Origin of the sequence: Halorussus salinus (assembly GCF_004765815.2) — an archaeon.
GTDB lineage: Archaea > Halobacteriota > Halobacteria > Halobacteriales > Haladaptataceae > Halorussus > Halorussus salinus.
Map to the genome: position 1 here is coordinate 339135 of NZ_ML974127.1, position 21603 is coordinate 360737.

The window sequence follows — 21603 nt, forward strand, 5'->3', positions numbered from 1 at the left end:
GGTCGGTGTTCGTTCAAGCCGCCCGCGGTCGGTCGGCCGAAGGCGGGACTCTTAAGCCCCGAAGCGACGCAAGGTGGTGTATGGAAGTCAAGTCTCGTCACCACCTCCGGAGCGACGAGGTGCGGGAGATAGAGCAACGCCTCGCCGACCGGCTCGGCGTCGAGTTGGACGCCGACAGCTACGAACTCGTGGAACTGGAAGACTCGGAGTTCGACCTCGTGTTGGTGGACGGCGACCCCGCCGTGCTGTACGTCGAGCGCGAGGCGAACGCCTCGGAGGGGTCGAGCGGCGAGACGCCACGAGACAAGGAACCGTTCCTGACCGTCCGCGGGGCCAACGAGTACGAACCCCAGACTCGCGTCGTCACGGTGGACGCGGGCGCGGTGTCGTTCGTCAGCGACGGCGCGGACGTGATGCGTCCCGGCATCGTGGAAGCCGACGCCGACATCGCGGCGGGCGACCTCGTGGCCATCGCCGAGGAGTCCCACGGCAAGGTGCTGGCCGTCGGTCGCGCGCGGACCGACGGCGACGATATGGTCGGCAACGAGGGGAAAGTGGTCTCGTCGGTCCACCACGTCGGCGACGAACTGTACGAGTTCACCGTCTGAGTCTCAGTGTACCGTCCGAATCCGAGTTCACCGTCCGATTCTCATCGCCCGACTCTCACTGCCCGCTCGTCGCCTCCTCGCCGGACCGCCGCCAGACCCACCCACAGAGCGCCGCCAGCGCGCCGCCGAACCAGACCGCCGTTCCCACCGACACCAGCGTCTCGTCGCCGACCAGCGCGGCGAGGCCGAACGACGCCGCGACGCCCGCCGGAGTCGCCGCGAGTAGGGCGGCCCCCGAGCGCGGCGGCGTTCCGTCGCGGAGCAGGCCGACGCCCCAGACCGGCGCGCCGACCACGCCGAGGAGATACGCCCACACCGAGACCGTCCAGCCGTCGAGTCGGCCCAGTCCGACGTACGCCGCCGACCCGACGAACGCGCCGACCAGTCCGGCGAAGACCGCGGCGAACCCTGCGTTCGCGACGACGTGCCACTCGCTCGCCGACCGGACGCGATAGCCCGCGACCCCGACCGCCGACAGCGCGAACGCGACCGGCGTGAGCGCGTCGAGGAACCCGTAGCCGAGCGGCGAGACGCCGCGGTCCGCCGCGAGCGTCGCCGCCGACAGGAGCGCCCACCCGACGCCGCCCGCCGTGCCCACGACTCCGGCCGCGCGAAGGCGGCCGTCCGACCGAACGCGCGACACGAGCCTACTCGCCCTCTCGCTCGCCGTCCGCTTGCTCGGTATCGACCGCTCCGTCCTCGGCCGCCTCCATCTCGTCGTCCTCGTAAGCCTCCTCGTACCGCTCGACCGCCATCTCGAAGCCCTCTTTCGCCAGTTCGTACGTCTCCCGGAGGTCCGCGACGGGCGTCTCTGTCGCGTCCACGCGCAGGTCGTCGTAGTACGGTTCCATCTCGCGCTCCTCGGTCGATTCCACGAGGAGCGCCGCGCTCTGGACGTGTAGCTCCTCGCGCTTGTCGCCGCCCTCGGCGTGGCCCGCGTCGAGGGCGTCTATCAGTCGCTCGGCAAGCGGTCGGTCCTCGTCCCTGCTGGCCTCGTACTCGTCGGCGACGGCCTCGACGACCTCCTCGCCGGTCAGGAGGTTCCCGGCGACGGTGTAGCCGTCGCCCTCGACGTGGCCGTCCCAGTCCTTGCACTCCTCGCCCGAGAAGGCGAAGGTGCCATCCGAATCGACGCCGTGGAGTTGGCGCTGGGGTGCGCCCTCGTCGGCGTTCAGCAGGGCTTGCAGGGCGTCCTCGACCGCCAGCCCGTCGTCCAGATACTCGACTCCCTTCCGGCCCAACTCGACGTTGACGAGACTCTGAGTCGCCACCGCGCCGTTCTCGCTCGCGAACGGACAGAGCGTCCCGACCGCGGGCAGGCGGGTCGTCACCGCCACGCCGAATCTGGTCTGGTCGTCGGTCTCCTCGCCTTCGTAGGGTTCGCGGACGCAGATGCTGAAGGTCACGCTCGGAGCGTGGGTCCGCCGTAGCAAAAAAGTCGGTTTCGCGGCAGTCGGAAGCCGGGTCGGAGCCAGCGAGTCTTTCGAGTCGCGTCGGGTCAGATGAGGATGGTGCGGAACCCGCGCCAATCGCCGGTGACGGTCGTCCCATCGATGTCGGCGACGGCACGGTACTCGTACTCGGTGTTCGGGTACAGCGGACCGACGGTTTCGCTGAACTCGCCGGTCGCGGTCGCGGTTTGCGGGTCGCTCGTCTTCACGTCGTCGCTCTCGACGCGGGTGTACTCGAAGTACACGTCAGCCGACGAGGCCCCGCCGAGGTCGGTAAGGTCGCCGTGCAACGTCGCGTGGATGTCCGCGATGTCCGTCGCCTCTCGGGTCGCTACCGACGCCGAGGCGGCGCTCGCGGTCCCGACGCCGACGCCGACGCCGACGACGGCCATCGACCCGCCCAGTGCTTTCATCGCGTCGCGTCGTGTCGTCTCGTGACTGTCGTTCGTCATCTGTGAGTTTCCGTGTCGGACAACTCACCTATCGTGGGGTGTTAAAATTTATCTTCTGAGAACCGTATTTTACTGCACTCGTTGGCCGAACGCGAAAAGAGTGGGGTTCTGGACCGTCGTCAGGCCGAAACGGTCGTCGTCTGGCTCGCGGTGTTGCCCTTCGAGTCGGTGACGGTGACCGTCACGTCGTAGGTACCGCTTCCCTTCTTCTCTTGGAGTTGGGCCGAACCGGACGCGCTGGACCCGCCGACCGACGACGACGAGGAATCGACCGTCGTCGATTGGGTGAGCGTCAGATCGACCGACGCGAGGTCGCCGTCGGCGTCCGAGACGCTCCAACTCACGTCGAAGCGCGCCCAGCCGCCGTTGCTGTTGTTCGTAACCGACAGGGAATCGACCGCGGGTGCGGTGTCGCCCGTACCGCCGTCGCCGCCGTCGCCGCCGTCGCCCCCGCCGTTGAGCGCGGCTTCCACGTCGAGGAGACCCGCGCCCGACTCGTTGCTCCCGAGACCGATGTCCTCGGCGGAGTTTTTGAGCGCGCTGCGGGCCTCGGTGTTGGACATCCCGGTGGCCATCAACTGGGCGGCCGCACCCGAGACGTGCGGGCAGGACATCGACGTACCCGAGAGGGTGCTGTAGCCGCCGCCGGTGTACGTCGAGTAGATGCTCCCGCCGGGCGCGGCGAGTTCTATTTCGGAACCGGTCGAGGAGAAACTCGACAGGCTGTCGTCGCTGTCGGTCGAGGAGATGGCCATCGCGTTGCTGTACGCCGCGGGGTAGCCGACACACTCGTTACAGGGGCCGGAGTTACCGGCAGAGGAGACGACGAGGACGCCGTTGTTGTAGGCGTAGTCCACCGCGTCCTGTAGCGCGGTCGTGCCCGAACTCGCGCCGAGACTCAGACTGGCAACGTCGAAGCCTTGGTTGGCGGCCCACTCGATACCGGCCGCCACGTCGGAGAACGAACCGCTCCCGTCGTCGCCCAGCACTTTGCCAGCGTGGAGCGTCGCCTCGGTCGAGACGCCGACGACGCCCTCGCTGTTGTTCACCGCGTTGGCGATACCCGCACAGTGGGTCCCGTGGCCGTCGCCGTCCTCCCACGTGCCCTTGCCGGAGAAGTCCTTGCCGGTGCCGAGGTTGGCCTGTAGGTCGGGGTGGTCGGAGTCGATACCCGTGTCGAGGATGGCGATGTCGGCACCACTGCCGGTGTCGCCGTTGCTGTGTGCGATGTCGGCGTCCACGCGGTCGATGCCCCACGGGAGCGTCTGGGCGTGGGCCTGAACCGTGCCGTTCTCCTCGACGTAGCGGATGTTCGGGTTCTTCCGGAGTCCCTTGGCCGCTTGGGCGGGCATCTTCGCCGTCACGATGTCGAGCGAGTCGAACTCCCGGACCGTCTCGTCGGCCGCGCCGAGCGCCTTCCGTCGGCCGCGCTCGGACGCGAACCCGACGTTGACCTCGACTCGACCAGTCGCCCCTGCGAGTCCGGCCGTTCCGGCCACCGCCATCGAACTGCCTGCGATTTTCAGTACGTTTCGCCGAGAGACACCATTGTCATTATCTGCCATCTGATAAGCAATAACAATGCAGTAATTTAATTTTTTCTATTAATGAAATAACCAGTAAAAGAAGTATATTTCACTGCCTTGCCCTATCGAAGTCGACGCTTCGTCTGACGTAAGAACTATACCGTTTCGCTCCGGCCCATTTCCCTATGGGCTTCATGAGCAAAATTCTCGGTGACAGGGACGCGCACACCGCCGAGGACTACGTGGAACTCAATCTCGACGACTTCGACACGGCGTCGGGCGACGCCGCGATGCAGGTTCACATCGCCGAGATTCAGGGCCAACAGGACGTAATCGCCATCAAGGACGCCATCTACGACGGGGACCTCGTGGTCGCGGACATCACGCGACTCCGGACCGAGGACACCACGGTCGAACGCATCACCAACGAACTCCAGCAGGTCGCCCGCGAGGTGGACGGCGACATCGTCCAGAAAGGCGACGACCAGATTCTCGTCACTCCGACGGGCGTGAAGGTCAGCCGCGAGAAACTGACGCGCTGAAACGCCGACGCGCCGAAACGCTGACTCGCCGAAACGCCGACAAACCGCGACGCCGACGCGCGGCGCAGTTCTCTCCTCTCACTTCAGTGCGCGTTCGACGCTACTGGCGACGCTCCGGGCTTTCTCCGCGAGCGGCGGCGCGATTTCACCCGCTTCGACCGCCGCGTCGAGTTCGTCGTCGTCCACGCGCTCGACCCCGCCGTCGGGGAACTTCACCACGTCTACGTGCAGGTCCACGTACCGGGCGACCTCGGGGAACAATTCGACGGGCGTACAGACGTTGACGTAGGTCCCCTTCGACTCGCCTTCGTCGCTCCGGTAGAGGGTCGGGTACCACCACCGGCCCTCCCGGAACTTCGTGACGGCCACGTCGCCGCGCTCGCGGGGCGTGCCGAGCGCGTCGTAGGTTCCCCGGCCGGACATCTCGCGGCGGAGCGTGACCTTCCCCTCGTCGGGGGCACACTCCGTGACCTCGCCGCGTCCGAGCGAGAAGCACCGGCCGTCGGGCTTGCCGTGACGGATTTCGAGGCGGTCGCCCGCCGCCGGGCCGAACTGCCGGAGCGCCGCGCCGGTCGGGAACTCCTCGGCGGCGTCGCCGTCCGCGCTGTCGCCGTCCGCACCGTCACCGTCTGCTCCCATATCCGCCCACAGGTCCTCCACGAAGTCCACCGCGGCGCTGGCCGACTCGTGGGCGGCCTTCACCCGGTGGTGGCCCGGCATCGTGGTCGTGACCTCGCGTCGCTCGGCGTCGAGCGCGAACCGCGACTCGCGGCCGAACCAGAGCCACGTCGTCTCCTCGGGCGCGACGAGTCGGCGCGGGAGGTCGGTGCGACTCCCCTCGGAAGGGGAGTCGGGGGCGTCGGCGAGTCCGGCGTCGATGACCTCGGCGCGTTCGACGGCCCGCCCGAGCGCGTCGTCCATCGCGTCCATGCCCGCCTCGTCGGCGGCGTACTCCCAGCGAACGCCCCAGTCGTCGGGGACCTCGGTCGGGAGCATCTCGGTCGTCCGGGCGAGTTCGGTCCGGGTCGCGTCGTCGCCCGAGGCGACCACCTTGTCGATGCCCGTCGAGAGGCTGGCGACCCCGCCGAACGCCTGTAGCTGGGTGCCGAGAACCGGCCGGTGGTCGGCCCACGGGGCGACCGGTTCGTGGACCTGCACGCGAACCCGGTCGCCCTCGTCGATTCGGCGGTCCACCTTGCCAAAGGAGAGGTACCCCTCCCGGTCGCCCAAGTCCACGACTGCGCCGCCGCCGAGGGTGTCGCTCACCGCGGCGTCGAAGACGGCTCCCCGAGGAGTCGGGTCGGGCCAGCGGAAGGTGTCCACGCCCAGCGAGGCGAGGTCGTCGGCGACGCGCGCGACGGTCTCGGGGTCGCCGACGACGCCCGCGCCCTGTCGGTCGTCGGTGGTCTCGACGCTGGCGTCGTACTCGTCGGCGGCGAACTCGGGGTCGAAGCGCCGCCGGATGGGCGGGGATGCCTGTACCACGCGGAACTCCTCGCGCAAACGCTGGGTCAGTGCGGTGGTGTAGATACCGCGGATACGGACGTTACTCATGTTGACTCGCACTCGGAGAGAATAACCGGTCGGTCGGCGACTCGCACGTCGTTCATGTCCGGAGGGTCGGGCGGCGGACCCTTCGGTGTAGCGATTCGCGCGAGTTCGGGCGACGGGCGGCGTTCGGGGAGTCGCGGTTCGGGGAGTCGCGGTTCGCGGGATTCGGTTCGAGGGTCGATTCGTCGGGCGGCGTCGAGACGACCGCTCGGTCGGACGAGCCGTTAGTCGTCGGCCGGGACGGTGCCGGTCCAGTTGGCGTCGGTCGTGGCGTCGAGTTCCGTCGTTTCGGGTTCCGCGTCGGACGCCTCGGCCTCGGCTGTCTCGTCGTTCTGTGCGTCGTCGTCCCCGCTCGGCGGGGCTGTGTACATGATGCCTCGGCTCTCACTTCGGTACGTCATCTTGTCGAAATCTGTGGCCGATTCTGGTTGATAAGGTTTCCCCTGCGAGTCTTAATGGTGTATAATCACAATTAAGGTGTGAAAGGTACTCCGAGAGCCAGATAATTGGTACTGGCGTCCGTAGGCTCCGGCGATGGATGCTCCACGCGACCCGGTCGAGGAGGGCGCGACCGATTCGGCCGATCTCTACGACATCGCCACGTGGGAGTCGCGAAGTTGGTTGGACAGGTTCTCGGGCGGCGTCTACCGGTGGTCGCGTCGGCTCGGCCGGGTCATCGTCGTCCTCCTCGCGCTGGCTATCCTCGTCGTCCAGTTCGCGCTGACCGGACTGGCGGCAGTCAGCGACCCCGTCATCGGCGCGTTCGTCCTCATGTCGGTCGTCCCGGCGTTCGGGTTGGCGGCCTACATCTGGTACGCCGACGTGACGACCTCCGAACCGCTGACGCTTCTGGTCGGGACGTTCCTGCTGGGCGTGCTGTTCGCTGGCTTCGCGGCCATCATCAACACGCTCGCGGGAGCGATTACCCTCGTGCCGGTCGTCGGGATGGTGCTGTTCTTCTATCTGGTCGTCGCGCCGGTCGAGGAGGTCGTGAAGTGGCTCGCCATCCGGCTCTACGCCTTCCGGAGCGACCGCTTCGACGCGGTCATCGACGGCGCGGTGTACGGCGCGATGGCTGGTCTCGGGTTCGCCACCATCGAGAACGCTATCTACATCACTCGGGGCATCGCCGAGGTCGGAACCATCGGCCAACAGCAGATCGCCACCGCTGGCCAGACTGCCGCGGTGCGCCTGCTGGCCGGACCGGGCCACGTCATCTACTCGGCGTTCGCGGGCTACTACCTCGGGCTGGCGAAGTTCAACCGCGAGAACGCGGGTCCCATCGTGGTCAAAGGCCTGCTCATCGCGGCGTTCATCCACGCGACCTACAACTCGTTGGTGACGTATCTCGGCGACATCCTCCAGTTCCTCGGGGTCGCGGTCGCGCCGGGCGTCGCGTTCCTCGGGTTCGTCGTCATCTACGACGGCGTGTTCGGGTATCTCCTCTACCGGAAGATTTCCCGGTACCGGAGCGCCTACCGCCAGACCAACATGGGCCAGAGCGTCAGCTTCGAGGACGACGAGCGCGACGACGCCGTGGGCCGCGACCGCGCGGACTTCGAGGAGTCGGCCGACGGACGGGGCGATTACGAAGACTCGGAGTCGTTCGCCGCGGCCGAGCGCGACGAGCGCCAGCGCGCCGAGACTCGGCAGGCCGAGCGCCAGCAGGGCGACACCACCCGGACCGACGGCGACGGCTCCGAGTAGGCCGGTCGGCGAGTCGTCGGTTCGGTTCTTCTCGGTTCTGACCGAACTCCTCGGCGCGCGCTGGCGCGGCCTCGCGGTTCGAGGCCGCGTCATCAGCGCGCGAGGGACGAGCAACGCAACGTAGTGAGTAGCGCAGAAGGTTAGGGAGGCGTGAGGCTGTCGCGGTGCCGTGCGGTTGTGGTTGCGGTGCCGCGCGGTAACTCCTGTGTTCAAGCCTGACGGTCGCTTCGTTGTGACTTCTTTGGTCGTACTGCTGTCGCGGTCACAACTGCTCGTACTCCGAAACTGCCTCGCCGGATACCACAACCAAAACCAAACTCGACGGAAGACCGACCTACCGCTCCATCGCGCCGAGAACGCGCTCCGCACTCTCGTCGGTCTCACCGCTCTCGTCGGTCTCACCGCCCGTCTCGACGCCCGCGTCCTCCAGCAGTCGCTCGGCGTACTTCGCAATCACGTCCACCTCCAGATGCACTGGGTCGCCGACCGCCTTCGCCGAGAGGTTCGTAATCCTGCGCGTCTCCGGGATGATGGCGACCGAGAAGGTCCCCTCGCCGCGCTCGGCCACGGTGAGGCTGATGCCGTCCACCGTCACCGACCCCTTGTCCACGACGTACTTGCCGTACTCCTCGGGGAGAGCGAACTCGTAGGTCCAGTCCTCGCCGACCTGCTCGATGTCGGTGATTTCGGCGGTGGTATCGACGTGGCCCTGTACGACGTGGCCGTCGAAGCGCCCGTCGGCGGGCATCGCGCGTTCGAGGTTCACCGGGTCGCCCGCCTCGACCTCGCCGAGGTAGGTCTTGGCGACGGTCTCGCTGGCGAGGAACACCTCGAACCAGTCGTCGGCGAACTCCTCGACGGTCAGACAGACCCCGCTGACGCTGATGCTCTGGCCGCGGTCCAACTCGCCGGTGACCTCCTCGCCCCCGATGGTGAGCCGTCGGCCCTCGTCGGTCACCGTTACCTCCTCGACTTCGCCAGCCTCCTCAACGATTCCGGTAAACATACCAGATTTGTGGGTCGGTCGGCCCAAAAGGATTCCGGAGTCGGTATCGGTCCGGTTCGCGGTCTCCGATTTTCTCGAAACCCAACTACGCCGTTCCGGGCCGTCCCCGCGGGCTTTTTGACGACTCGCGCGAAAGCCCATCGTGATGAACAAACCGGGCATCATCGGCACGCTCCAACTCGCGGCGACGCTCGTGTTCGCGCTTCCGGTCGGGTTGCTGGGCGTTCAGTTCCTCCTCGACGGCAAGACCCTGCTGGGTGGCGGGTTCGTCGTCGTCGCGGTCATGATGGTCGTACTGGAGGAGTACCTGACGACACCGACGGACGTGCCGGGCGCGGTGGCACAGAAGACGGTCGGGAAAGTGGCGAAGACGCCCGACGACGACGAGTAAGGCCCCGAGGACTATTTTCGGTAGTGGCTGTCTCGCGGTCGTCTCCGGTTTCGGGATGCGGGCTATCGACGCCGAGCGGGACAGCACCGCAACTGCACCGCGACCACACAGCGGACGATTGCCGATAAAAAGGAGTTATCGCAACCGCACTGCGACAGCCACCGCGACCGCCCCGCAACCGCGCCCCGAACCTCCCCGCCTGCGCGCTCGGCCGCGCAGCACCGCGAGCGCGGCCGAGCGTGCGGCGCATCCTGTCGGTCGAGGAGTCGAGCGCGTGCGGTCGGGGAAGTCGTCGGGCGCGTCCCGCGGTCGCCGACGCTACGCGACGCGCTCGCTTACCGAGACCGCGGAATAGAACCCCGAAAAACTCGTCCGAGCTACTGTGCGGGCGGTTCCTCGACTTCTTCTAACACGTCCGCGACGCCCTTCTCGTTGCGCTCGTTGTAGAGCAACACGTCGATGGGCAGGGTCGGCGCGCCGCCGACCAGATTCTCCATGACGACGAGGCGCTCGCGAGCGCGGGACATGCCGACGTAGAAGACCCGCCGCTCGTTGTCGGTCAGGGTCGGCACGGGGTCGGTCGTGGAGGTGAACTCCTCGCCGTCAACCGGGCCGTCTACCGTCGCGGCCATCTGCTCGACCACCTTCTCGGTCAGGTCCGTGGCGACGAACACGTGGTCGGCCTCCCGACCCTTCGCGGAGTGGATGGTGCCGATGCGGACGCGGTCGGCGTCCATCCCCTCGTAGTCGCCGCCGAAGTAGGCCCGCATCGAGTTCTTCTGGAAACTCGTGACCTTCCGCACCATGTCGGCCGCCGACGCCGGGCCGGGCATGAACGGCGCGAAGTCGGTCACGAAGTCGTGTTCGACCTCGATTTCGGCGAGGTCGTCGGTGTCGGCCTCCTCCTTGCGCTCGTCTATCGCGTCGAAGAGGTCGTCGCGCTCGCTGGTGCCGAACGCCGAGTCCTGCAACATGTCGGCGAGTCGCCGGGCTTGGAGGCCCGTAATTGGCTCCTCGGCGTCCATCTTCTCGACCGCATCGACGTACTGCTGGAGGCGGTCGGTCCACATCCGCTGGTCGGTCAGGCACTTGAACGGGATGCCCTCGTCGATGAACTCGTCGATGAACCGGAACATCTGGTAGCGTGCCCGGAACAGCAACATGAGGGTCCCGTCGTGTTCCTCGATGGTGTACCGGACGTTCCGGACGAGTTCGAGCATCGAGGGGCTATCGACCTGCTCGACGGTGCCGCCCTGCTTTCGCGGCGAGAGGTTCTTCTCTTGGCGCTTGTCGATGTGGTGGACCTCCTGCTGGACGACGCGCAGAATCTCGGAGGGGAGTCGGTGAGACGTGTCCAAGATTACGTCGTTCCCGCCCTCTTCGAGGAGCAGGCCGGGGTCGGCACCCTGCCACGCGTAGACCACTTGGTCGTCGTCGCCCGCGATGAGGACCTGCTCCATGTGGGGCTTCCACTCCTCGTACACGTCGAACTGGAGGCTGGTAATGTCCTGAAACTCGTCGATGACCAGATACTCGACGTTCGGGAGGAGCGACCGCTGTTTCACGCGCTGGAGCATGTCGGCGAAGCCGACCAGATCGTTCTCGCCCTTGTAGTTGCGCCACCCGCGGATGGCCTCGGGCACGTCGAGGCGGTCGTCGTCGCTGGGCCACGTCGGCGTGTACTTGTTGCCCTCTTGGGCGTTCGGGTCGATGTCCGGGGGCAGGCGGACCTCCTCGTCGTTCCACTGGAAGGGCACGTCGTACCAGTCGGCCACGTCGCGGCGGGTCCGCTGGAGCCACTGGCTCGTGGCGATAATCTTGTTGCCGAGCGTGGTCGAGCGAGCGGTCCGGCGGCCCGCGCCGCTGTACTCGTCTTCGAACTCGATGCCGAACTCCTCGCAGAACTCCTTCTTGTCGGACTCGCCCACCACGTCGTTGCGCGAGAGGTCCAGCAGTTCGTAGGCCTTCGCGTGCATCGTGCAGACCGACCCCTGCAACGAGCGGGGGTTCAGGTCGCGGCGCTCGGCGAGACGCTCCCGGACCTCGTTGGCGGCCGCGCGAGTGTACGAGACCAGCAGAATGTCGTTGACGCCGACGCCCTCTTGGTCGAGGAGCCCTTCGACCCTGTCCAGCAACTCGGTGGTCTTCCCACTTCCGGGGCCACCGAACAGACGGGTCACTCGCTCCTCCGTTTCTTGGCTCATTACCACAACCCCATGACCCCCGTACTCATAAATGGACGTGAATCGGGACGGCCGCCGGAACCGGCCCCAGCGTGGCGACTCGGCGGGCGTCGTTCGACGGGGAGGACCGCGGAAAAAGCGACTAAGAGGTGTTTCGTGGCGACCGAGCCTCACGGACCTCGCTGCCGTCCCGAATCTTGTCCTCGCACTCGGGACAGACTCGCGGGTCGTCTACCTCGCGCGGTGTGAACACTCGCGCGTACGCTTCGGTCACGAACGAACCGCAGTTCTGACATTCAGGCATTTCTCTTCTTCCACTACGGAAATCTTACACTATATTTCTATCGACACCGGTCGCAACGTCTCGTTACTCCGACTAGCCATACCCTACCGTAGGATAGCGATTCGCTGCGGCCGAGAACGTAATCTTGTAGTTCTCTCTTTCCGACCAGTCGCCGCGAACGTGAGGCTCCTCGCGACGCTAATCGCCGCGCTCCGCTGGTCGCCACGCTCTGCTCGTCGCCGCATTTTGCCAGTGGTCACGCTCCGGTCGTCGCCACGCTCAGTTGGCCGCCGCGCGGCGTTGGCCGAGTGACGCCGTTATCCGAGCCAGCGCATGAGTACCCCGGCGAGGATAGTCAGAATGCCGAGAATCGTGGCGATGGGCGGAACGGGCACGAACAGCAGGACGATTCCGGCGAGGATGACGAGCGTCGAGAACCGAACCATACCGTCGCTACGCTCCGGAGTCGGAAACTTATTGTTGCCGTCTACGCCGACTCGCGCGTCGAAAAAAGCGTTCGGTCGTCGAGAGCGATACGCTGCACCGATTCGGGAGGAGGCCGACCTACGGTCGCCAACCGCATACCGAGCATTCGCTCGCGGCCGTCTCGTGGAGTCCGCCGCAGTCCGGGCACTTCTTCTTGTTGTAGTCGTCTTCCCAGCCGACTGTTTCGGTCTCGTGGCCACGCTCGGACAGGAATTCGTCGAACACGTCGTCGTCGCCGGTCGGTGCGGTCGCCATACATGGTATGCTAATGCACACCAGTATAAAACCGTGTTGGTCTAACACATGGATTACCGCGATTTGGAAAGCCCGTATTTCTCGCGTGGGGTGGCCTGATACCGCGAGTAGGACGGGCTTACCGCTCGAAATCCGGCGCGACAGCAGGAAAGAGAGGGCGTAATGCCGACCGCTACTCGAACTTGACGCCCACGTCGTGCATCCCCTCGTTCTCCATCGCGAGGTTGATGAGCAGCGGCGTCACGCTCTCGACTTCGGCCGCGTTGGCGATGCTACCGGCCTGCAGCGCGCGCAGACCGTCTATCTGGTCGGCCAACTGGACGACCGTCTCCACCGCGTCCTCGTCGTCGCCGACGACGAGCGTGTCGAGGTCCAACTCCACGTCCAGATTCGCCAGTCGGTCGGCCGACAGGTTGTGGAAGGCTCCGACGACGGGCACTCCGTCGGGCGCGGCGTCGGCGACCAGTCGGGTGACGCTCCCGGCCTTCGGGGGCTTGTAGTGGAACCCCTCGTCGTCGCGGTCCATCCCGACCGCCGGGGAGACCACTACGTCGGCCTCCTCGATGCGGTCGGCGATGGACTCCACGAGGTCCCGGACGTGGAACGGGGGCACCGCCAGCACCACCACGTCGGCGCGGTCGGCCGCCATCTCGTTGGCGAACCCCTTCACGTCGCGCTCGACGCCCACGCTGTCGAGTTCGGTCTCGTACTCGTCGGCCTTGGTGCGGGCCTTCTCGGGGTCGCGCGAGCCGAGGAGAATCTCGTGGCCGGTGTCGCGCGCCCACCGCAGTGCGAGTGCCTGTCCGATGTCGCCGGTCCCGCCCAGCAGTGCGATTCGCATACCCACCACTCCGGGCGGGGCCGGATTAAAGATTCTCACTCGGCCGACGAGTCGCCCCCGAGCGCGGCCCGAATCCGGTCCCGACCCCGGTCGGCCGCCCGGCGACCCAGATAGATACCGGCCAGCGCCGCGGCGGCCTGTCCGACCGTCTCGACCGTCGAATCGGGCGCGGCGACGACTTCGACCGCCTCCATCCCGAGGTAGGCGACGACGAACATCGTCAGGAAAAACAGCGTCAGGCGACCCGCCTCCTCGGTCGGGAACTGGCCCAACTCGCGGGTAACGTACCAGTTCGCTATCGGGACGCCGACGACCGACGCCCCGACGACGTAGGGGAGTATCCGGGTCGGATTCGGCGCGAGGAGTGCGCCGCCCAGATACGAGAGGAACCCGCCGATGCCGAGCGTCCAGACCCACCGCTCGACGGACCGGGGGTTCACGCCTCGCCCACCTCCTCGCTCCGGGTCCCTCGCTCGCCGTCGGACTTCTCGCCGCGAAGTCGAGCCAGTCCACCGAAGTACCCCAGCCACGCGCCGAGCGCGACGCCCGCGAGCATCGCGGCGTCGCGGCCGCCGGGGAGGGAGTCGAGACCGAGCGCGAGGGTCGCTCCTCGCCACGCGAGTCCGACCGCGAAGACGCTGGCGACGAGCAGGGCGTAGCGACGCCACCACGACCGCACCGACGGTTCGCCGCGGAGCCAGAGCGCCGAGAACACGACGACGAACGTCGGAGCGACGTACAATATCTGCGTGAACGGGTCGGGCGGGGAGAGTACTGCACCGAGCGCGAACGAGACGACGAGCGCGTCCACGGCCGTCCCCGAGAGTCGGGACCAATCCATGTCCCAAGCCACCGACGAGACGGAAATAAAACTCCCGCTACGCCAGCAGGTCCGGGAGGTCGTTCACCGAGTCGATAACCGCGTCCGCTCCGGCCTCCTCGTACTTCCGGCGGCCCTCCTCGCCGGTCAGGCCGCCCGTCAGGACGCCGACGCCGACGTACTCGCGGTCGGGGTCCTCCTCGGCGGCGTTCACGGCGGTCTTCACGTCGTCCAGCGTGTCGCCGACGAAGACGACCGACTCCGCTCCGAACCGCTCGGCGAGCGTGACGAGCGCGCGGGGATGGGGCTTGCCCTCGTCCCAGTCGTCCATCGTGAACCGGCGCTCGTCGGGCAGGTCGAGTCCGGCCCGGCGCTGGGCGATGTCGGCCTCGTCCGCGGGCCGCCCCGTGACGACGCCCACCTCGTAGTCGGCCAGCGCGTCCAGCGTCTCGGATTCGAGGAGGACCGGTTCGTCGTGGATGAACCCCGAGAGGTCGGCGGCCGAGTCGTCCTCGTCGAGGTCCGCCTCTCGCCCCTCGATGTCGGCGTAGAGGGCCGCGCCGAGGTAGAGCTGTTGGAACACCTCCCGGAGTCGTTCGGGGTTCCAGTCGGCCCGCGCTCGCTCGGCGGCCGCCGGGTCGAGGGCGTCGTCCACGACCGCCTCGGCGGCGTCGAGTCCGTCGGCCTCCTCGGCGTCGTCCGATTCCGCTCGGCGCTCGGCGATTCGGTCGGTGAACTCGTCCACGTCCATCGCCAGTCCCTCCCGGCGCGCGAGGAGGTACAGCGCGGCGGCGTCGGTCAGTTCCCAGTCGTTGTTGAACCCGCCAGCGTCCTTGAACGACTGGATGGCCGCCTTCTCGATGGTGTCGCCGTGGACGCGCTCGATGGACTCCACGATAGCGCGTCGGTAGGAGTCGGCCACGTCCACGAGTACCCCGTCGATGTCCAGCACGACCGCGTCTGCTTGCATGATAGAGGGTAGCCAACCGGCGTTCAAGGAGCTTTCGACGCCGAGTGACGCTGCTTCTCGGTCGCTCGTATCAAAACTAAAGTAGTGTGAACTACCCCACCCTACCGCGCTCGGGGCTACTCGCCCCTCGCTTGTTGAGGGTGGGGCTTCCTGTTTCTGCGTCGGCACTTGTATCCGACGTGGACACAGCGGTTCCAGACTCCGCAGGCGACTTCCCTTTACAGGCGGTTTGGAGTGTCCCACTCCTACCAGATGGACACTCGGCCACAATCGACGGTGCGCGCTTGTTGTCGCGCTTGAACACCGTCGGAGACGTGGCGAGCATCGTACTACCTCGTTTGACCGCAGGGATAGTAAGCGTGGCGGAGAACGTGTATGCGAACCGTGTGGGCGCTGTATCCCCTCCCTGCTCGCTTCGCTCGCTGAGGAAGGGGGCTTAGCGCCCTCGATTAAAGCTAAAAACACTACTTTCTATTTAGGTGACTACGCCGTCTCGTGGAACGATGGTCGCAGCGATCGTATTTTTTGGGACTCCCATCGCCGCATCGACGCTCGTTCGAAATCCAGCGGAAGTGACCGCCCTTGTCTGGAGCGTCGAATCGGTGGTTTCCGCGTTCTTCGCCGTTCGATTCGGAGATACTTCTGGGCGAACGGAGAAGTTGGCTCGACTTCGATACCGACCTGCCGGACCGTCTGCGTTAGAAGATGGGGTCGCCGAAGCGCGGGAAACACTAGACGCGCAGATAGAGAATCTGAACGACCTCGACACGAAGGCGATTCGAATCCTTCGAATCAACGTCCTGCTTATCGGAGCGATACTCTCGGCATTGACGTTCTCCGCGAAAGCCAAGAGCGTCTCCTTTGAGGGATTTCTCAACGTCTATTTCGGGGCTGGTATCTTCCTGTTACTCTCGTCTACCGCAGCAGCGGGGTTGACGTACACCGCTTCCGACTCCCGCGTGGGGATGAGTAAACCCGACTTCGAGACCATGTTACGCGAAGATTTGACCGAAGACGAACTGAATCTCGTACTGACCAAGAGTTACGCAAAGTGGATTCACGAAAACCAAACGACTGAAATTCTCAACTCGTTTTACTCGCCATCTACGATTCTGCTACTGGTGTACGCAGGAACGTATCTGGCCTTGGGCGTGTACGACGCGCTGATTCGGGACGTATCGTTTCTCTTGGAGGGCGGTTCGAACGTCGCTCTCCTCGCTATCACGATGTTCTCCGGCTATCCGTCGCAGGTCCGGCGCGTTTTGGACGCGCTCGATTTCCGGACTCGGGGTGGCGAGTAACCCAACCTATTTGTCACGCTGGCGAGTACGTGAAACACGATGAGCGAGTCTCAAACCAGCGACGAAGACGAGCGGCGCGAACGAGTGTCACGAATCGTCTTCGACGGGCAGGTCGTCTCGAAGGGACGCCGCCCGACCGACGAAAGCGAGTAATCCCTCGGTTCTGCCGTTACTGTGCCTGCTTTTTCGACTGAAAGCGAAAGGCTTCTAGCTTCGCTCCGAGCAGTCGCCGTATGGACCACGACGAACTCGGCGAGTTGTACGGCCGCGAGGAGTTCTACTGGGGCACCGAACCGAACGACCTCGCCGAGACGGCACTGACCTATCTCGGCGACGCCGACGCGACGGGTACCGACTCGCCAGTCCCGGAGGAGGCCGTCGTCGCCGACGTGGGCGCGGGCGAGGGCCGGGACGCGGTGTTCTTCGCCGAGGAGGGCGCGACGGTCTACGCCATCGACCCGATACCCGAAGGACTGGCGAAAGCCGAGCGACTCGCCGACGAGCGCGGCGTCGAACTCCGGACGCGCCGCGGCGACGTGAACGACCTCGACCTCCCCGAGACCGTGGATTTGCTGTACTCCGTCGGCGCGGTCCAGTACCTCCGCCCGGCGAACCGCGCCGCGCAGTTCGCTCACTTCCGGGAGGCGACCTCCTCGGGCGGCGTCCACGCCGTCTTCGCGTTCGTGGACCGTCCCGAGATTCCGACGCCGCCGGACTGGGGGGACAACGAGTATTTCTACCAACCGGGCGAACTCAGGGGGTACTACGACGACTGGGACCTGCTGGAGTCGTCGTCGCTGGTCTTCGACGACGATTCGGGCGGGGAGCCCCACCAGCACGCCGCCGAAGTCGTGATAGCGAGAAAATCGTAGCGTCTCGGCTCCTCGGTTTCGGGCGTTCGGCTCGCTCGGTAGTTTCACTCGTCGGACTGGCGCGCGCCCTTCCACTGGGCGACGTGGGTCAGCGTCACCAACCCGAGACCGCCGACCAAATTCCCGGCCGTGACCACGGCGGTCGTCACGGCCAACTCGCCGAGGCCGATGGTCGCGCCGAGGACCATCCCGAAGACGACGTGGAGTATCGTGACGATGACGTGGTCGAAGACGCCGACCGTCAGCAGGACCCCGACCACGTAGGCCAGCGCGATGCGACTCGCGACGCTGTTGACCGCTTCGAGGAGGTACGACAGGAGCGTGACCAGCGTCCCCCCGACGATGCCCTTCACGAACTCGGCCTCGGTTCGCCGATGGACGAACTCGTGGGCGAAGGTGACGAGTTTGCTCGCGGTCCCGTCGGGGAGCGCACCGTTCACCGACAGCACGGCGACGAAGAGGGTACCCCCGACGAGGTTGAGCACGAACGTGACGCTCCACAGTCGGACGAGCGGACCGACCAGCCACGAGTCGTCGGCCGCAACCGCCTTCGCCACCGGGTCGAAAAAGTTCTCGTTGAACAGTTCGGTCCGACCGACCACGAGGAAGACCAAGGCGGGACCGAACGCGAGCGCCCCGGCGAGTTTGGCGACACCGTGGCCGTACTGCGGTTCGAGAAACGCTTCCACGATACCGAGCGCGACGATGCCGAAGACGACGGTGAAGCCAGCGATGAAACTGGTCGCGACGAGTTCGAGCATCGACTGGTCGAGTCGGCGCTCGCCCTCCTCGATGGCTCGGTCGAATATCTCCTCGGGGTCGGGCGCGACGGACACGAAAAAACGGTCGGTCGGCGCGACGTTAAGCCTCGTGGCAGTCGGCTCTCTCGACCCCGAGGCCTACCGTATCGCCGGTCCGGACTCTCGTCGTCAGTGCGTCGTGACGCACGCCGTCAGTTGCTCTTCGGCGACCCAGCCGTCAGGGGAGGCGCTGTCCCAGACGACGTAGGCCCAGACGCTCCCGTCGAGGGTCTCACAGAGCTTCTCGACGCGGCCCTCCTCGTAGTTCTGGACTCTCCCCACGAGGTCCTCCTCGGTGCCGCCGCACTCGCTGAACACGAGCGCCGCGCCGTTGCTCCCGTCGGCGTAGACGCACTGTCCGCTGGAGACGCTGTCGGTCGTCACGGCGCTCGCCGACCCCGCGAGCGAGGCGACGCCGAGCGCGCCGCCGATGCTTCGAAGGACGGTACGTCGAGTCTCGGCTCCGCTGTCGTGGAACATTGCGTCCGAAGTAATGTTATTTTCAAAACTTATAGTTTTGTATTTTATTCTCGTGCCACGAACAGCGTCTCGCCCGGAAGCGTCTCGCGTTCGACCGGGACCGCTGGCTGGTCGCCGCCCAACGTCGTGAACAGGAAGGCGGCGTCGTGGCGGCGGGCCACGTCGAGGACCGGGCGGTGCAACTCGGGCGGGAGGTTCAGCGCGTAGACGGCGTCCGCCCCGCGGTAGCGCTCGGGGTCGGGGTCGAGGACGTTCTCCTCGGCGAACTCGACTCCGGCGGGGACCTCCCGAGGAGACACGTCGGTCGCGGTCACGGCGACTCCGGCGTCGGCGAGGGCGGCGGCCACGTCGGTTCGGTTGCCGACGCCCACCTCCACGAGTCGTTCGAAGTCGGACAAGCGGCGGACGATGGCACGACGAGTTCGGGGACGCACGGCGGGAAGTTTATGGGTGGGTCCCCCATAGTGTTTCCCATGCTCGTTGACGTTGTTCCGGTCGGGGACCTCTCCGCGAAAGTCAAGCGGCAGGCCTCGACCGCCCTGCGTTCCGTCTACGACTGCGACGTTACTATCCACGACTCTCAGCCCATCCCGACCGGGGCACACGACGAGAAACGCGACCAGTACCGCGCCGAGGAGTTCATCGAACTCGCCGGACGGGTCGGAACCGGGGAGAAGAACATCGCGATTACGCCGAAAGACCTCTTCTATCGCCGCCGCAACTACGTGTTCGGTCTCGCCTACCTCGACGGCAACGGGAGCGTTATCTCGACGTATCGGCTCCAGACCTCCAGCGACGGCGGTTTCTCGAACCGGAGCGCCGCGGAAATCTTCTCGGACCGCGTTCGCAAGGAAGTCGTTCACGAAATCGGTCACACCCTCGGGCTGGAACACTGCGACAACAAACGGTGTGTCATGAACTTCTCGCCGACCGTCCGCGAGGTGGACGTGAAAGAGGAGAACCTCTGTGGCTCCTGCCAGCGCGAAGTGCTGTAGTTCGGTAGACCCGCCGGCGGGAAGACTGTAGTCGGTGGGCGGACTCCTCGAACGTAACGTCCCGCAAACTTATTCCCCATCGGACACTAACTGGACGTATGTCGCGGACACACTCCGATTCGACGCAGGATTCCGACGAAGACCCACAGGTACCGACTGAGGTACTCGATGCGATCGAAAGTCTGTCGGAGGGTGAGACTGCGACCAAAGAGGAGATCGAGTCCGTTCTCGAATTCTAAGTCCGGCAGACGTGAGTCGTATTCCCTTAGGCGGTAGCGAGGAGACACACGTGATTTTCGTTGGTGATGTCCGTACTCACCTCGCTTCGCTCGGCGCTACCGACCAACGTGACGTACTCAAGAAGTTACACGACATCGTTAGTTCCGAAGCACCTCCCAGCGCGTTCGTCTACGAAAAATACAGAACATCGAGGTGCTGAAGTTCAGCGAAAAAGGACGGATCTACTCCAAGACCGTCGAGAACATCCCGAAAGAAAACACGAGCTATCACGTAATTTACGTCCTCTACGTCGATTCAGACCACGAGTACGCCCAATCGGACCTCGCCGAATACAACGCAGCGGCACAGGAGAAACTGGATATCGCCACGAAGTTGGGGGACCTGAACGACGTGGAGCGGTACCTCGATAGGCGAAACTCGCTCGACGAGAGTGATTTGCTCGACTTGTTGGACTGACTACTCTCGAACCCGAACCCCCCGCCACCGAGCGCCTTCCACGAGCGCGCCGACCAGCGAGACGACGGCCACGAGGAGCCACAGGACTTGTCGCCCGGCCCACGCTGGCAGGACGTACTTCGAGATGGCGACGACGTAGCCGACGTAGCGGTCGAGCAGCGACTCCCGGCCGCCGTCGGCCAGATTCGCGTCGGTCGCGGTCGGCCGGTCGTGGGACCCTTCGGCGCGGGTTCCGTCGCCCCACTCGGCGGGCAGGCGGTCGGCCTCGTAGGGGAGACCGCCGGTCTCGACCGCCCAGACGATTTCGCCCTCGTCGCTCACTTCGACCACGCGGTCGTTGTACGAGTCGGCGACGAGCGTGTGGCCGTTCGGCAGGCGGTCGGCGTCACGGGGCCAGTCGAGGGTCGCGCTCCCGCCGAACTGCCAGACGACCTCGCCCGACGAGTTCAACTCGACCACGCGGTCGTGTTCGCTGTCGGCGACCAGCAGGTGGTCGTCGGCGAGGCGGTCGGGGTTGTGCTGTTCGTACAGCACGTCACCCTTCCCGGCGAACCGGTTCGGGCCGACGACCGGTTCGACGCTGACCGACCGCTCGCCCGGCGTCGAACCGTTCTCGACGTGAAGTTCGATTACCGTGTCGAAGTTCCGGAGGCTGACCTGAAACACGCCGGGCCGGAGTCGGTCCACGTCGTTCATGTGGGTCCAGTCGCTCTCCGGACCCATCCGGTCGGGCATGTCGTAGGTCTGGGTGGCGTTCCACTGCCAGACGATTTCCTTCTCGCGGTTCACGGCGAACACGCGGTCGTTGCCCATGTCCACCATGACCCATCTCTCCTCACCGTCAACCGTGTAGTGGTCGGCGTCGTGGAGTTCGTGTTCGTGGAGTTCCACGTCGTACCACGAGTAGTTCCACACCACCTCGTTGCTCGACTGTTCGACTATCCGAAGACTGTTTTCGACGCAGTTGGGGAACCCGTCGTTGCGGTAGCGGTCGGGGCAGTTCCGGTCGGCGATTTCGGTCGCCGAAGAGACCTGCACGCGGTCGGGACCCAGCGCCTCCACGTCGAACACGTCGTCGGGGTCGGCGTACTCCCAGACGATTTCGCCCTCCGGGGTGAGTTCGACGGCTTTCCCCTCGTGTTTGTACCCCTGTAGCGCGACGAGGGTGTTGGTCTCGGGCGACTCCTCGGTGACTGTCAGGCGCGGTTGGTCGGGGGCGGCCAGCACGCCGACGGTCGCGATCGCGATGCTGAGGACCGCGAGACACGCGAGGAGCTTTGCACGGCGCTCGGACCCGGTACCGAGCCAGTCGGGAAGACGTGTCACTGCGTGGGGCTATGAGTCCGTTGACGAAAACGGTTCGGTTCCGCGCTCGGGGTATCAGCAT

Annotated in this window: 27 protein-coding genes; 8 read left to right on the top strand and 19 right to left on the bottom strand. The window is 65.8% G+C overall.

Features of this window, described 5'->3' with window-relative positions; genetic code table 11:
- Positions 1-80 precede the first annotated feature (80 nt).
- On the top strand, positions 81-608 hold the full coding sequence (locus EPL00_RS01640) for an RNA-binding protein (protein WP_135852145.1): 528 nt from the start codon (positions 81-83) through the stop codon (positions 606-608).
- 55 nt (positions 609-663) lie between these two features.
- On the opposite strand, the gene EPL00_RS01645 is transcribed toward EPL00_RS01640, so the two are convergent.
- The 4 genes from EPL00_RS01645 to EPL00_RS01660 form a co-directional block, all read right to left on the bottom strand.
- The gene (locus EPL00_RS01645) at positions 664-1251 is read right to left on the bottom strand and encodes a hypothetical protein (RefSeq protein WP_135852144.1); all 588 of its coding nucleotides are present in this window, start codon (positions 1249-1251) and stop codon (positions 664-666) included.
- A gap of 4 nt (positions 1252-1255) precedes the next feature.
- A complete protein-coding gene (locus EPL00_RS01650; RefSeq protein WP_135852143.1) occupies positions 1256-2014 on the bottom strand; it encodes a DUF1028 domain-containing protein in 759 nt (252 codons plus the stop codon).
- Between the two features lie 92 nt (positions 2015-2106).
- Positions 2107-2511, bottom strand: coding sequence for a hypothetical protein (locus EPL00_RS01655; protein WP_135852142.1), 405 nt, complete (start codon positions 2509-2511; stop codon positions 2107-2109).
- Positions 2512-2630: 119 nt separating this feature from the next.
- Positions 2631-4076 (bottom strand): S8 family peptidase, encoded by a 1446-nt coding sequence (locus EPL00_RS01660; RefSeq protein ID WP_135852141.1) that lies wholly within the window; start codon positions 4074-4076, stop codon positions 2631-2633.
- 146 nt (positions 4077-4222) lie between these two features.
- On the opposite strand from EPL00_RS01660, the gene EPL00_RS01665 reads away from it, so the two are divergent.
- On the top strand, positions 4223-4579 hold the full coding sequence (locus EPL00_RS01665) for a cell division protein SepF (RefSeq protein WP_128477400.1): 357 nt from the start codon (positions 4223-4225) through the stop codon (positions 4577-4579).
- Between the two features lie 78 nt (positions 4580-4657).
- Here the strand turns inward: EPL00_RS01665 and EPL00_RS01670 are convergent, their stop codons facing one another.
- Both EPL00_RS01670 and EPL00_RS01675 read right to left on the bottom strand, forming a co-directional pair.
- Positions 4658-6133 carry a ribonuclease FAU-1 family protein gene (locus tag EPL00_RS01670; protein WP_135852140.1) on the bottom strand — a complete coding sequence of 492 codons (1476 nt, stop codon included), beginning with the start codon at positions 6131-6133 and terminating at the stop codon, positions 4658-4660.
- Between the two features lie 221 nt (positions 6134-6354).
- Positions 6355-6531 carry a hypothetical protein gene (locus tag EPL00_RS01675; protein WP_162224114.1) on the bottom strand — a complete coding sequence of 59 codons (177 nt, stop codon included), beginning with the start codon at positions 6529-6531 and terminating at the stop codon, positions 6355-6357.
- A 133-nt stretch (positions 6532-6664) separates the two neighbouring features.
- Between EPL00_RS01675 and EPL00_RS01680 the strand changes: the two genes are divergently transcribed.
- Positions 6665-7837, top strand: a complete 1173-nt coding sequence (locus EPL00_RS01680) for a PrsW family intramembrane metalloprotease (RefSeq protein ID WP_135852139.1) — start codon at positions 6665-6667, stop codon at positions 7835-7837.
- 334 nt (positions 7838-8171) lie between these two features.
- Here the strand turns inward: EPL00_RS01680 and EPL00_RS01685 are convergent, their stop codons facing one another.
- Entirely contained in the window at positions 8172-8843 is a 672-nt protein-coding gene (locus EPL00_RS01685; protein ID WP_135852138.1) for a riboflavin synthase, read from the bottom strand.
- A gap of 145 nt (positions 8844-8988) precedes the next feature.
- Here EPL00_RS01685 and EPL00_RS01690 point away from each other — a divergent pair, with 145 nt between their 5' ends.
- Positions 8989-9234 (top strand): DUF7533 family protein, encoded by a 246-nt coding sequence (locus EPL00_RS01690; protein ID WP_135852137.1) that lies wholly within the window; start codon positions 8989-8991, stop codon positions 9232-9234.
- 377 nt (positions 9235-9611) lie between these two features.
- Here the strand turns inward: EPL00_RS01690 and EPL00_RS01695 are convergent, their stop codons facing one another.
- The 8 genes from EPL00_RS01695 to EPL00_RS01720 form a co-directional block, all read right to left on the bottom strand.
- Positions 9612-11438, bottom strand: coding sequence for a UvrD-helicase domain-containing protein (locus tag EPL00_RS01695; RefSeq protein ID WP_135852136.1), 1827 nt, complete (start codon positions 11436-11438; stop codon positions 9612-9614).
- Between the two features lie 121 nt (positions 11439-11559).
- Positions 11560-11721 (bottom strand): DUF7563 family protein, encoded by a 162-nt coding sequence (locus EPL00_RS24290; RefSeq protein WP_166035516.1) that lies wholly within the window; start codon positions 11719-11721, stop codon positions 11560-11562.
- Between the two features lie 296 nt (positions 11722-12017).
- Positions 12018-12146, bottom strand: a complete 129-nt coding sequence (locus EPL00_RS01700) for a transporter (RefSeq protein ID WP_135852135.1) — start codon at positions 12144-12146, stop codon at positions 12018-12020.
- A gap of 118 nt (positions 12147-12264) precedes the next feature.
- Positions 12265-12441, bottom strand: a complete 177-nt coding sequence (locus tag EPL00_RS23415) for an HVO_0416 family zinc finger protein (protein ID WP_202932521.1) — start codon at positions 12439-12441, stop codon at positions 12265-12267.
- 172 nt (positions 12442-12613) lie between these two features.
- A complete protein-coding gene (npdG, locus tag EPL00_RS01705; RefSeq protein WP_135852134.1) occupies positions 12614-13282 on the bottom strand; it encodes an NADPH-dependent F420 reductase in 669 nt (222 codons plus the stop codon).
- 35 nt (positions 13283-13317) lie between these two features.
- The gene (locus tag EPL00_RS01710) at positions 13318-13722 is read right to left on the bottom strand and encodes a hypothetical protein (RefSeq protein ID WP_135852133.1); all 405 of its coding nucleotides are present in this window, start codon (positions 13720-13722) and stop codon (positions 13318-13320) included.
- Positions 13719-14123 carry a DUF7534 family protein gene (locus EPL00_RS01715; protein WP_135852132.1) on the bottom strand — a complete coding sequence of 135 codons (405 nt, stop codon included), beginning with the start codon at positions 14121-14123 and terminating at the stop codon, positions 13719-13721. Before EPL00_RS01715 ends, EPL00_RS01710 begins: the two co-directional genes overlap by 4 nt.
- Before the next feature lie 37 nt (positions 14124-14160).
- Entirely contained in the window at positions 14161-15072 is a 912-nt protein-coding gene (locus EPL00_RS01720) for a TIGR01548 family HAD-type hydrolase (protein ID WP_135852131.1), read from the bottom strand.
- 503 nt (positions 15073-15575) lie between these two features.
- On the opposite strand from EPL00_RS01720, the gene EPL00_RS01725 reads away from it, so the two are divergent.
- Positions 15576-16373, top strand: coding sequence for a hypothetical protein (locus EPL00_RS01725; protein ID WP_135852130.1), 798 nt, complete (start codon positions 15576-15578; stop codon positions 16371-16373).
- Positions 16374-16606: 233 nt separating this feature from the next.
- Positions 16607-17245 carry an SAM-dependent methyltransferase gene (locus tag EPL00_RS01730; protein ID WP_135852129.1) on the top strand — a complete coding sequence of 213 codons (639 nt, stop codon included), beginning with the start codon at positions 16607-16609 and terminating at the stop codon, positions 17243-17245.
- Between the two features lie 44 nt (positions 17246-17289).
- Here EPL00_RS01730 and EPL00_RS01735 read toward each other — a convergent pair whose 3' ends face one another.
- The 3 genes from EPL00_RS01735 to EPL00_RS01745 all read right to left on the bottom strand — a co-directional run bounded on the left by EPL00_RS01735 (position 17290) and on the right by EPL00_RS01745 (position 18923).
- Positions 17290-18081 carry a formate/nitrite transporter family protein gene (locus tag EPL00_RS01735; protein WP_135852128.1) on the bottom strand — a complete coding sequence of 264 codons (792 nt, stop codon included), beginning with the start codon at positions 18079-18081 and terminating at the stop codon, positions 17290-17292.
- A 93-nt stretch (positions 18082-18174) separates the two neighbouring features.
- A complete protein-coding gene (locus tag EPL00_RS01740) occupies positions 18175-18525 on the bottom strand; it encodes a hypothetical protein (RefSeq protein ID WP_135852127.1) in 351 nt (116 codons plus the stop codon).
- A 44-nt stretch (positions 18526-18569) separates the two neighbouring features.
- Positions 18570-18923: a UPF0146 family protein gene (locus EPL00_RS01745; protein WP_238398101.1), complete on the bottom strand. Its 354-nt coding sequence runs from the start codon at positions 18921-18923 to the stop codon at positions 18570-18572.
- Between the two features lie 75 nt (positions 18924-18998).
- Between EPL00_RS01745 and EPL00_RS01750 the strand changes: the two genes are divergently transcribed.
- Positions 18999-19520 carry an archaemetzincin family Zn-dependent metalloprotease gene (locus EPL00_RS01750; protein ID WP_135852126.1) on the top strand — a complete coding sequence of 174 codons (522 nt, stop codon included), beginning with the start codon at positions 18999-19001 and terminating at the stop codon, positions 19518-19520.
- Between the two features lie 432 nt (positions 19521-19952).
- Positions 19953-20216 carry a hypothetical protein gene (locus EPL00_RS01755; RefSeq protein ID WP_135852125.1) on the top strand — a complete coding sequence of 88 codons (264 nt, stop codon included), beginning with the start codon at positions 19953-19955 and terminating at the stop codon, positions 20214-20216.
- Here the strand turns inward: EPL00_RS01755 and EPL00_RS01760 are convergent, their stop codons facing one another.
- A complete protein-coding gene (locus EPL00_RS01760; RefSeq protein ID WP_135852124.1) occupies positions 20217-21542 on the bottom strand; it encodes a hypothetical protein in 1326 nt (441 codons plus the stop codon).
- Positions 21543-21603 lie beyond the last annotated feature (61 nt).

What these genes read in the sequence shown, in the direction of transcription:
- EPL00_RS23415 (WP_202932521.1), bottom strand. Translation starts at nt 12,441, where the DNA reads ATGGCGACCGCACCGACCGGCGACGACGACGTGTTCGACGAATTCCTG.
- EPL00_RS01655 (WP_135852142.1), bottom strand. Translation starts at nt 2,511, where the DNA reads ATGACGAACGACAGTCACGAGACGACACGACGCGACGCGATGAAAGCA.
- EPL00_RS01730 (WP_135852129.1), top strand. Translation starts at nt 16,607, where the DNA reads ATGGACCACGACGAACTCGGCGAGTTGTACGGCCGCGAGGAGTTCTAC.
- EPL00_RS24290 (WP_166035516.1), bottom strand. Translation starts at nt 11,721, where the DNA reads ATGCCTGAATGTCAGAACTGCGGTTCGTTCGTGACCGAAGCGTACGCG.
- EPL00_RS01715 (WP_135852132.1), bottom strand. Translation starts at nt 14,123, where the DNA reads ATGGATTGGTCCCGACTCTCGGGGACGGCCGTGGACGCGCTCGTCGTC.
- EPL00_RS01675 (WP_162224114.1), bottom strand. Translation starts at nt 6,531, where the DNA reads ATGACGTACCGAAGTGAGAGCCGAGGCATCATGTACACAGCCCCGCCG.
- npdG (WP_135852134.1), bottom strand. Translation starts at nt 13,282, where the DNA reads ATGCGAATCGCACTGCTGGGCGGGACCGGCGACATCGGACAGGCACTC.
- EPL00_RS01690 (WP_135852137.1), top strand. Translation starts at nt 8,989, where the DNA reads ATGAACAAACCGGGCATCATCGGCACGCTCCAACTCGCGGCGACGCTC.
- EPL00_RS01665 (WP_128477400.1), top strand. Translation starts at nt 4,223, where the DNA reads ATGGGCTTCATGAGCAAAATTCTCGGTGACAGGGACGCGCACACCGCC.
- EPL00_RS01640 (WP_135852145.1), top strand. Translation starts at nt 81, where the DNA reads ATGGAAGTCAAGTCTCGTCACCACCTCCGGAGCGACGAGGTGCGGGAG.
- EPL00_RS01720 (WP_135852131.1), bottom strand. Translation starts at nt 15,072, where the DNA reads ATGCAAGCAGACGCGGTCGTGCTGGACATCGACGGGGTACTCGTGGAC.
- EPL00_RS01740 (WP_135852127.1), bottom strand. Translation starts at nt 18,525, where the DNA reads ATGTTCCACGACAGCGGAGCCGAGACTCGACGTACCGTCCTTCGAAGC.
- EPL00_RS01660 (WP_135852141.1), bottom strand. Translation starts at nt 4,076, where the DNA reads ATGGCAGATAATGACAATGGTGTCTCTCGGCGAAACGTACTGAAAATC.
- EPL00_RS01670 (WP_135852140.1), bottom strand. Translation starts at nt 6,133, where the DNA reads ATGAGTAACGTCCGTATCCGCGGTATCTACACCACCGCACTGACCCAG.
- EPL00_RS01685 (WP_135852138.1), bottom strand. Translation starts at nt 8,843, where the DNA reads ATGTTTACCGGAATCGTTGAGGAGGCTGGCGAAGTCGAGGAGGTAACG.
- EPL00_RS01700 (WP_135852135.1), bottom strand. Translation starts at nt 12,146, where the DNA reads ATGGTTCGGTTCTCGACGCTCGTCATCCTCGCCGGAATCGTCCTGCTG.
- EPL00_RS01695 (WP_135852136.1), bottom strand. Translation starts at nt 11,438, where the DNA reads ATGAGCCAAGAAACGGAGGAGCGAGTGACCCGTCTGTTCGGTGGCCCC.
- EPL00_RS01680 (WP_135852139.1), top strand. Translation starts at nt 6,665, where the DNA reads ATGGATGCTCCACGCGACCCGGTCGAGGAGGGCGCGACCGATTCGGCC.
- EPL00_RS01725 (WP_135852130.1), top strand. Translation starts at nt 15,576, where the DNA reads ATGGTCGCAGCGATCGTATTTTTTGGGACTCCCATCGCCGCATCGACG.
- EPL00_RS01750 (WP_135852126.1), top strand. Translation starts at nt 18,999, where the DNA reads ATGCTCGTTGACGTTGTTCCGGTCGGGGACCTCTCCGCGAAAGTCAAG.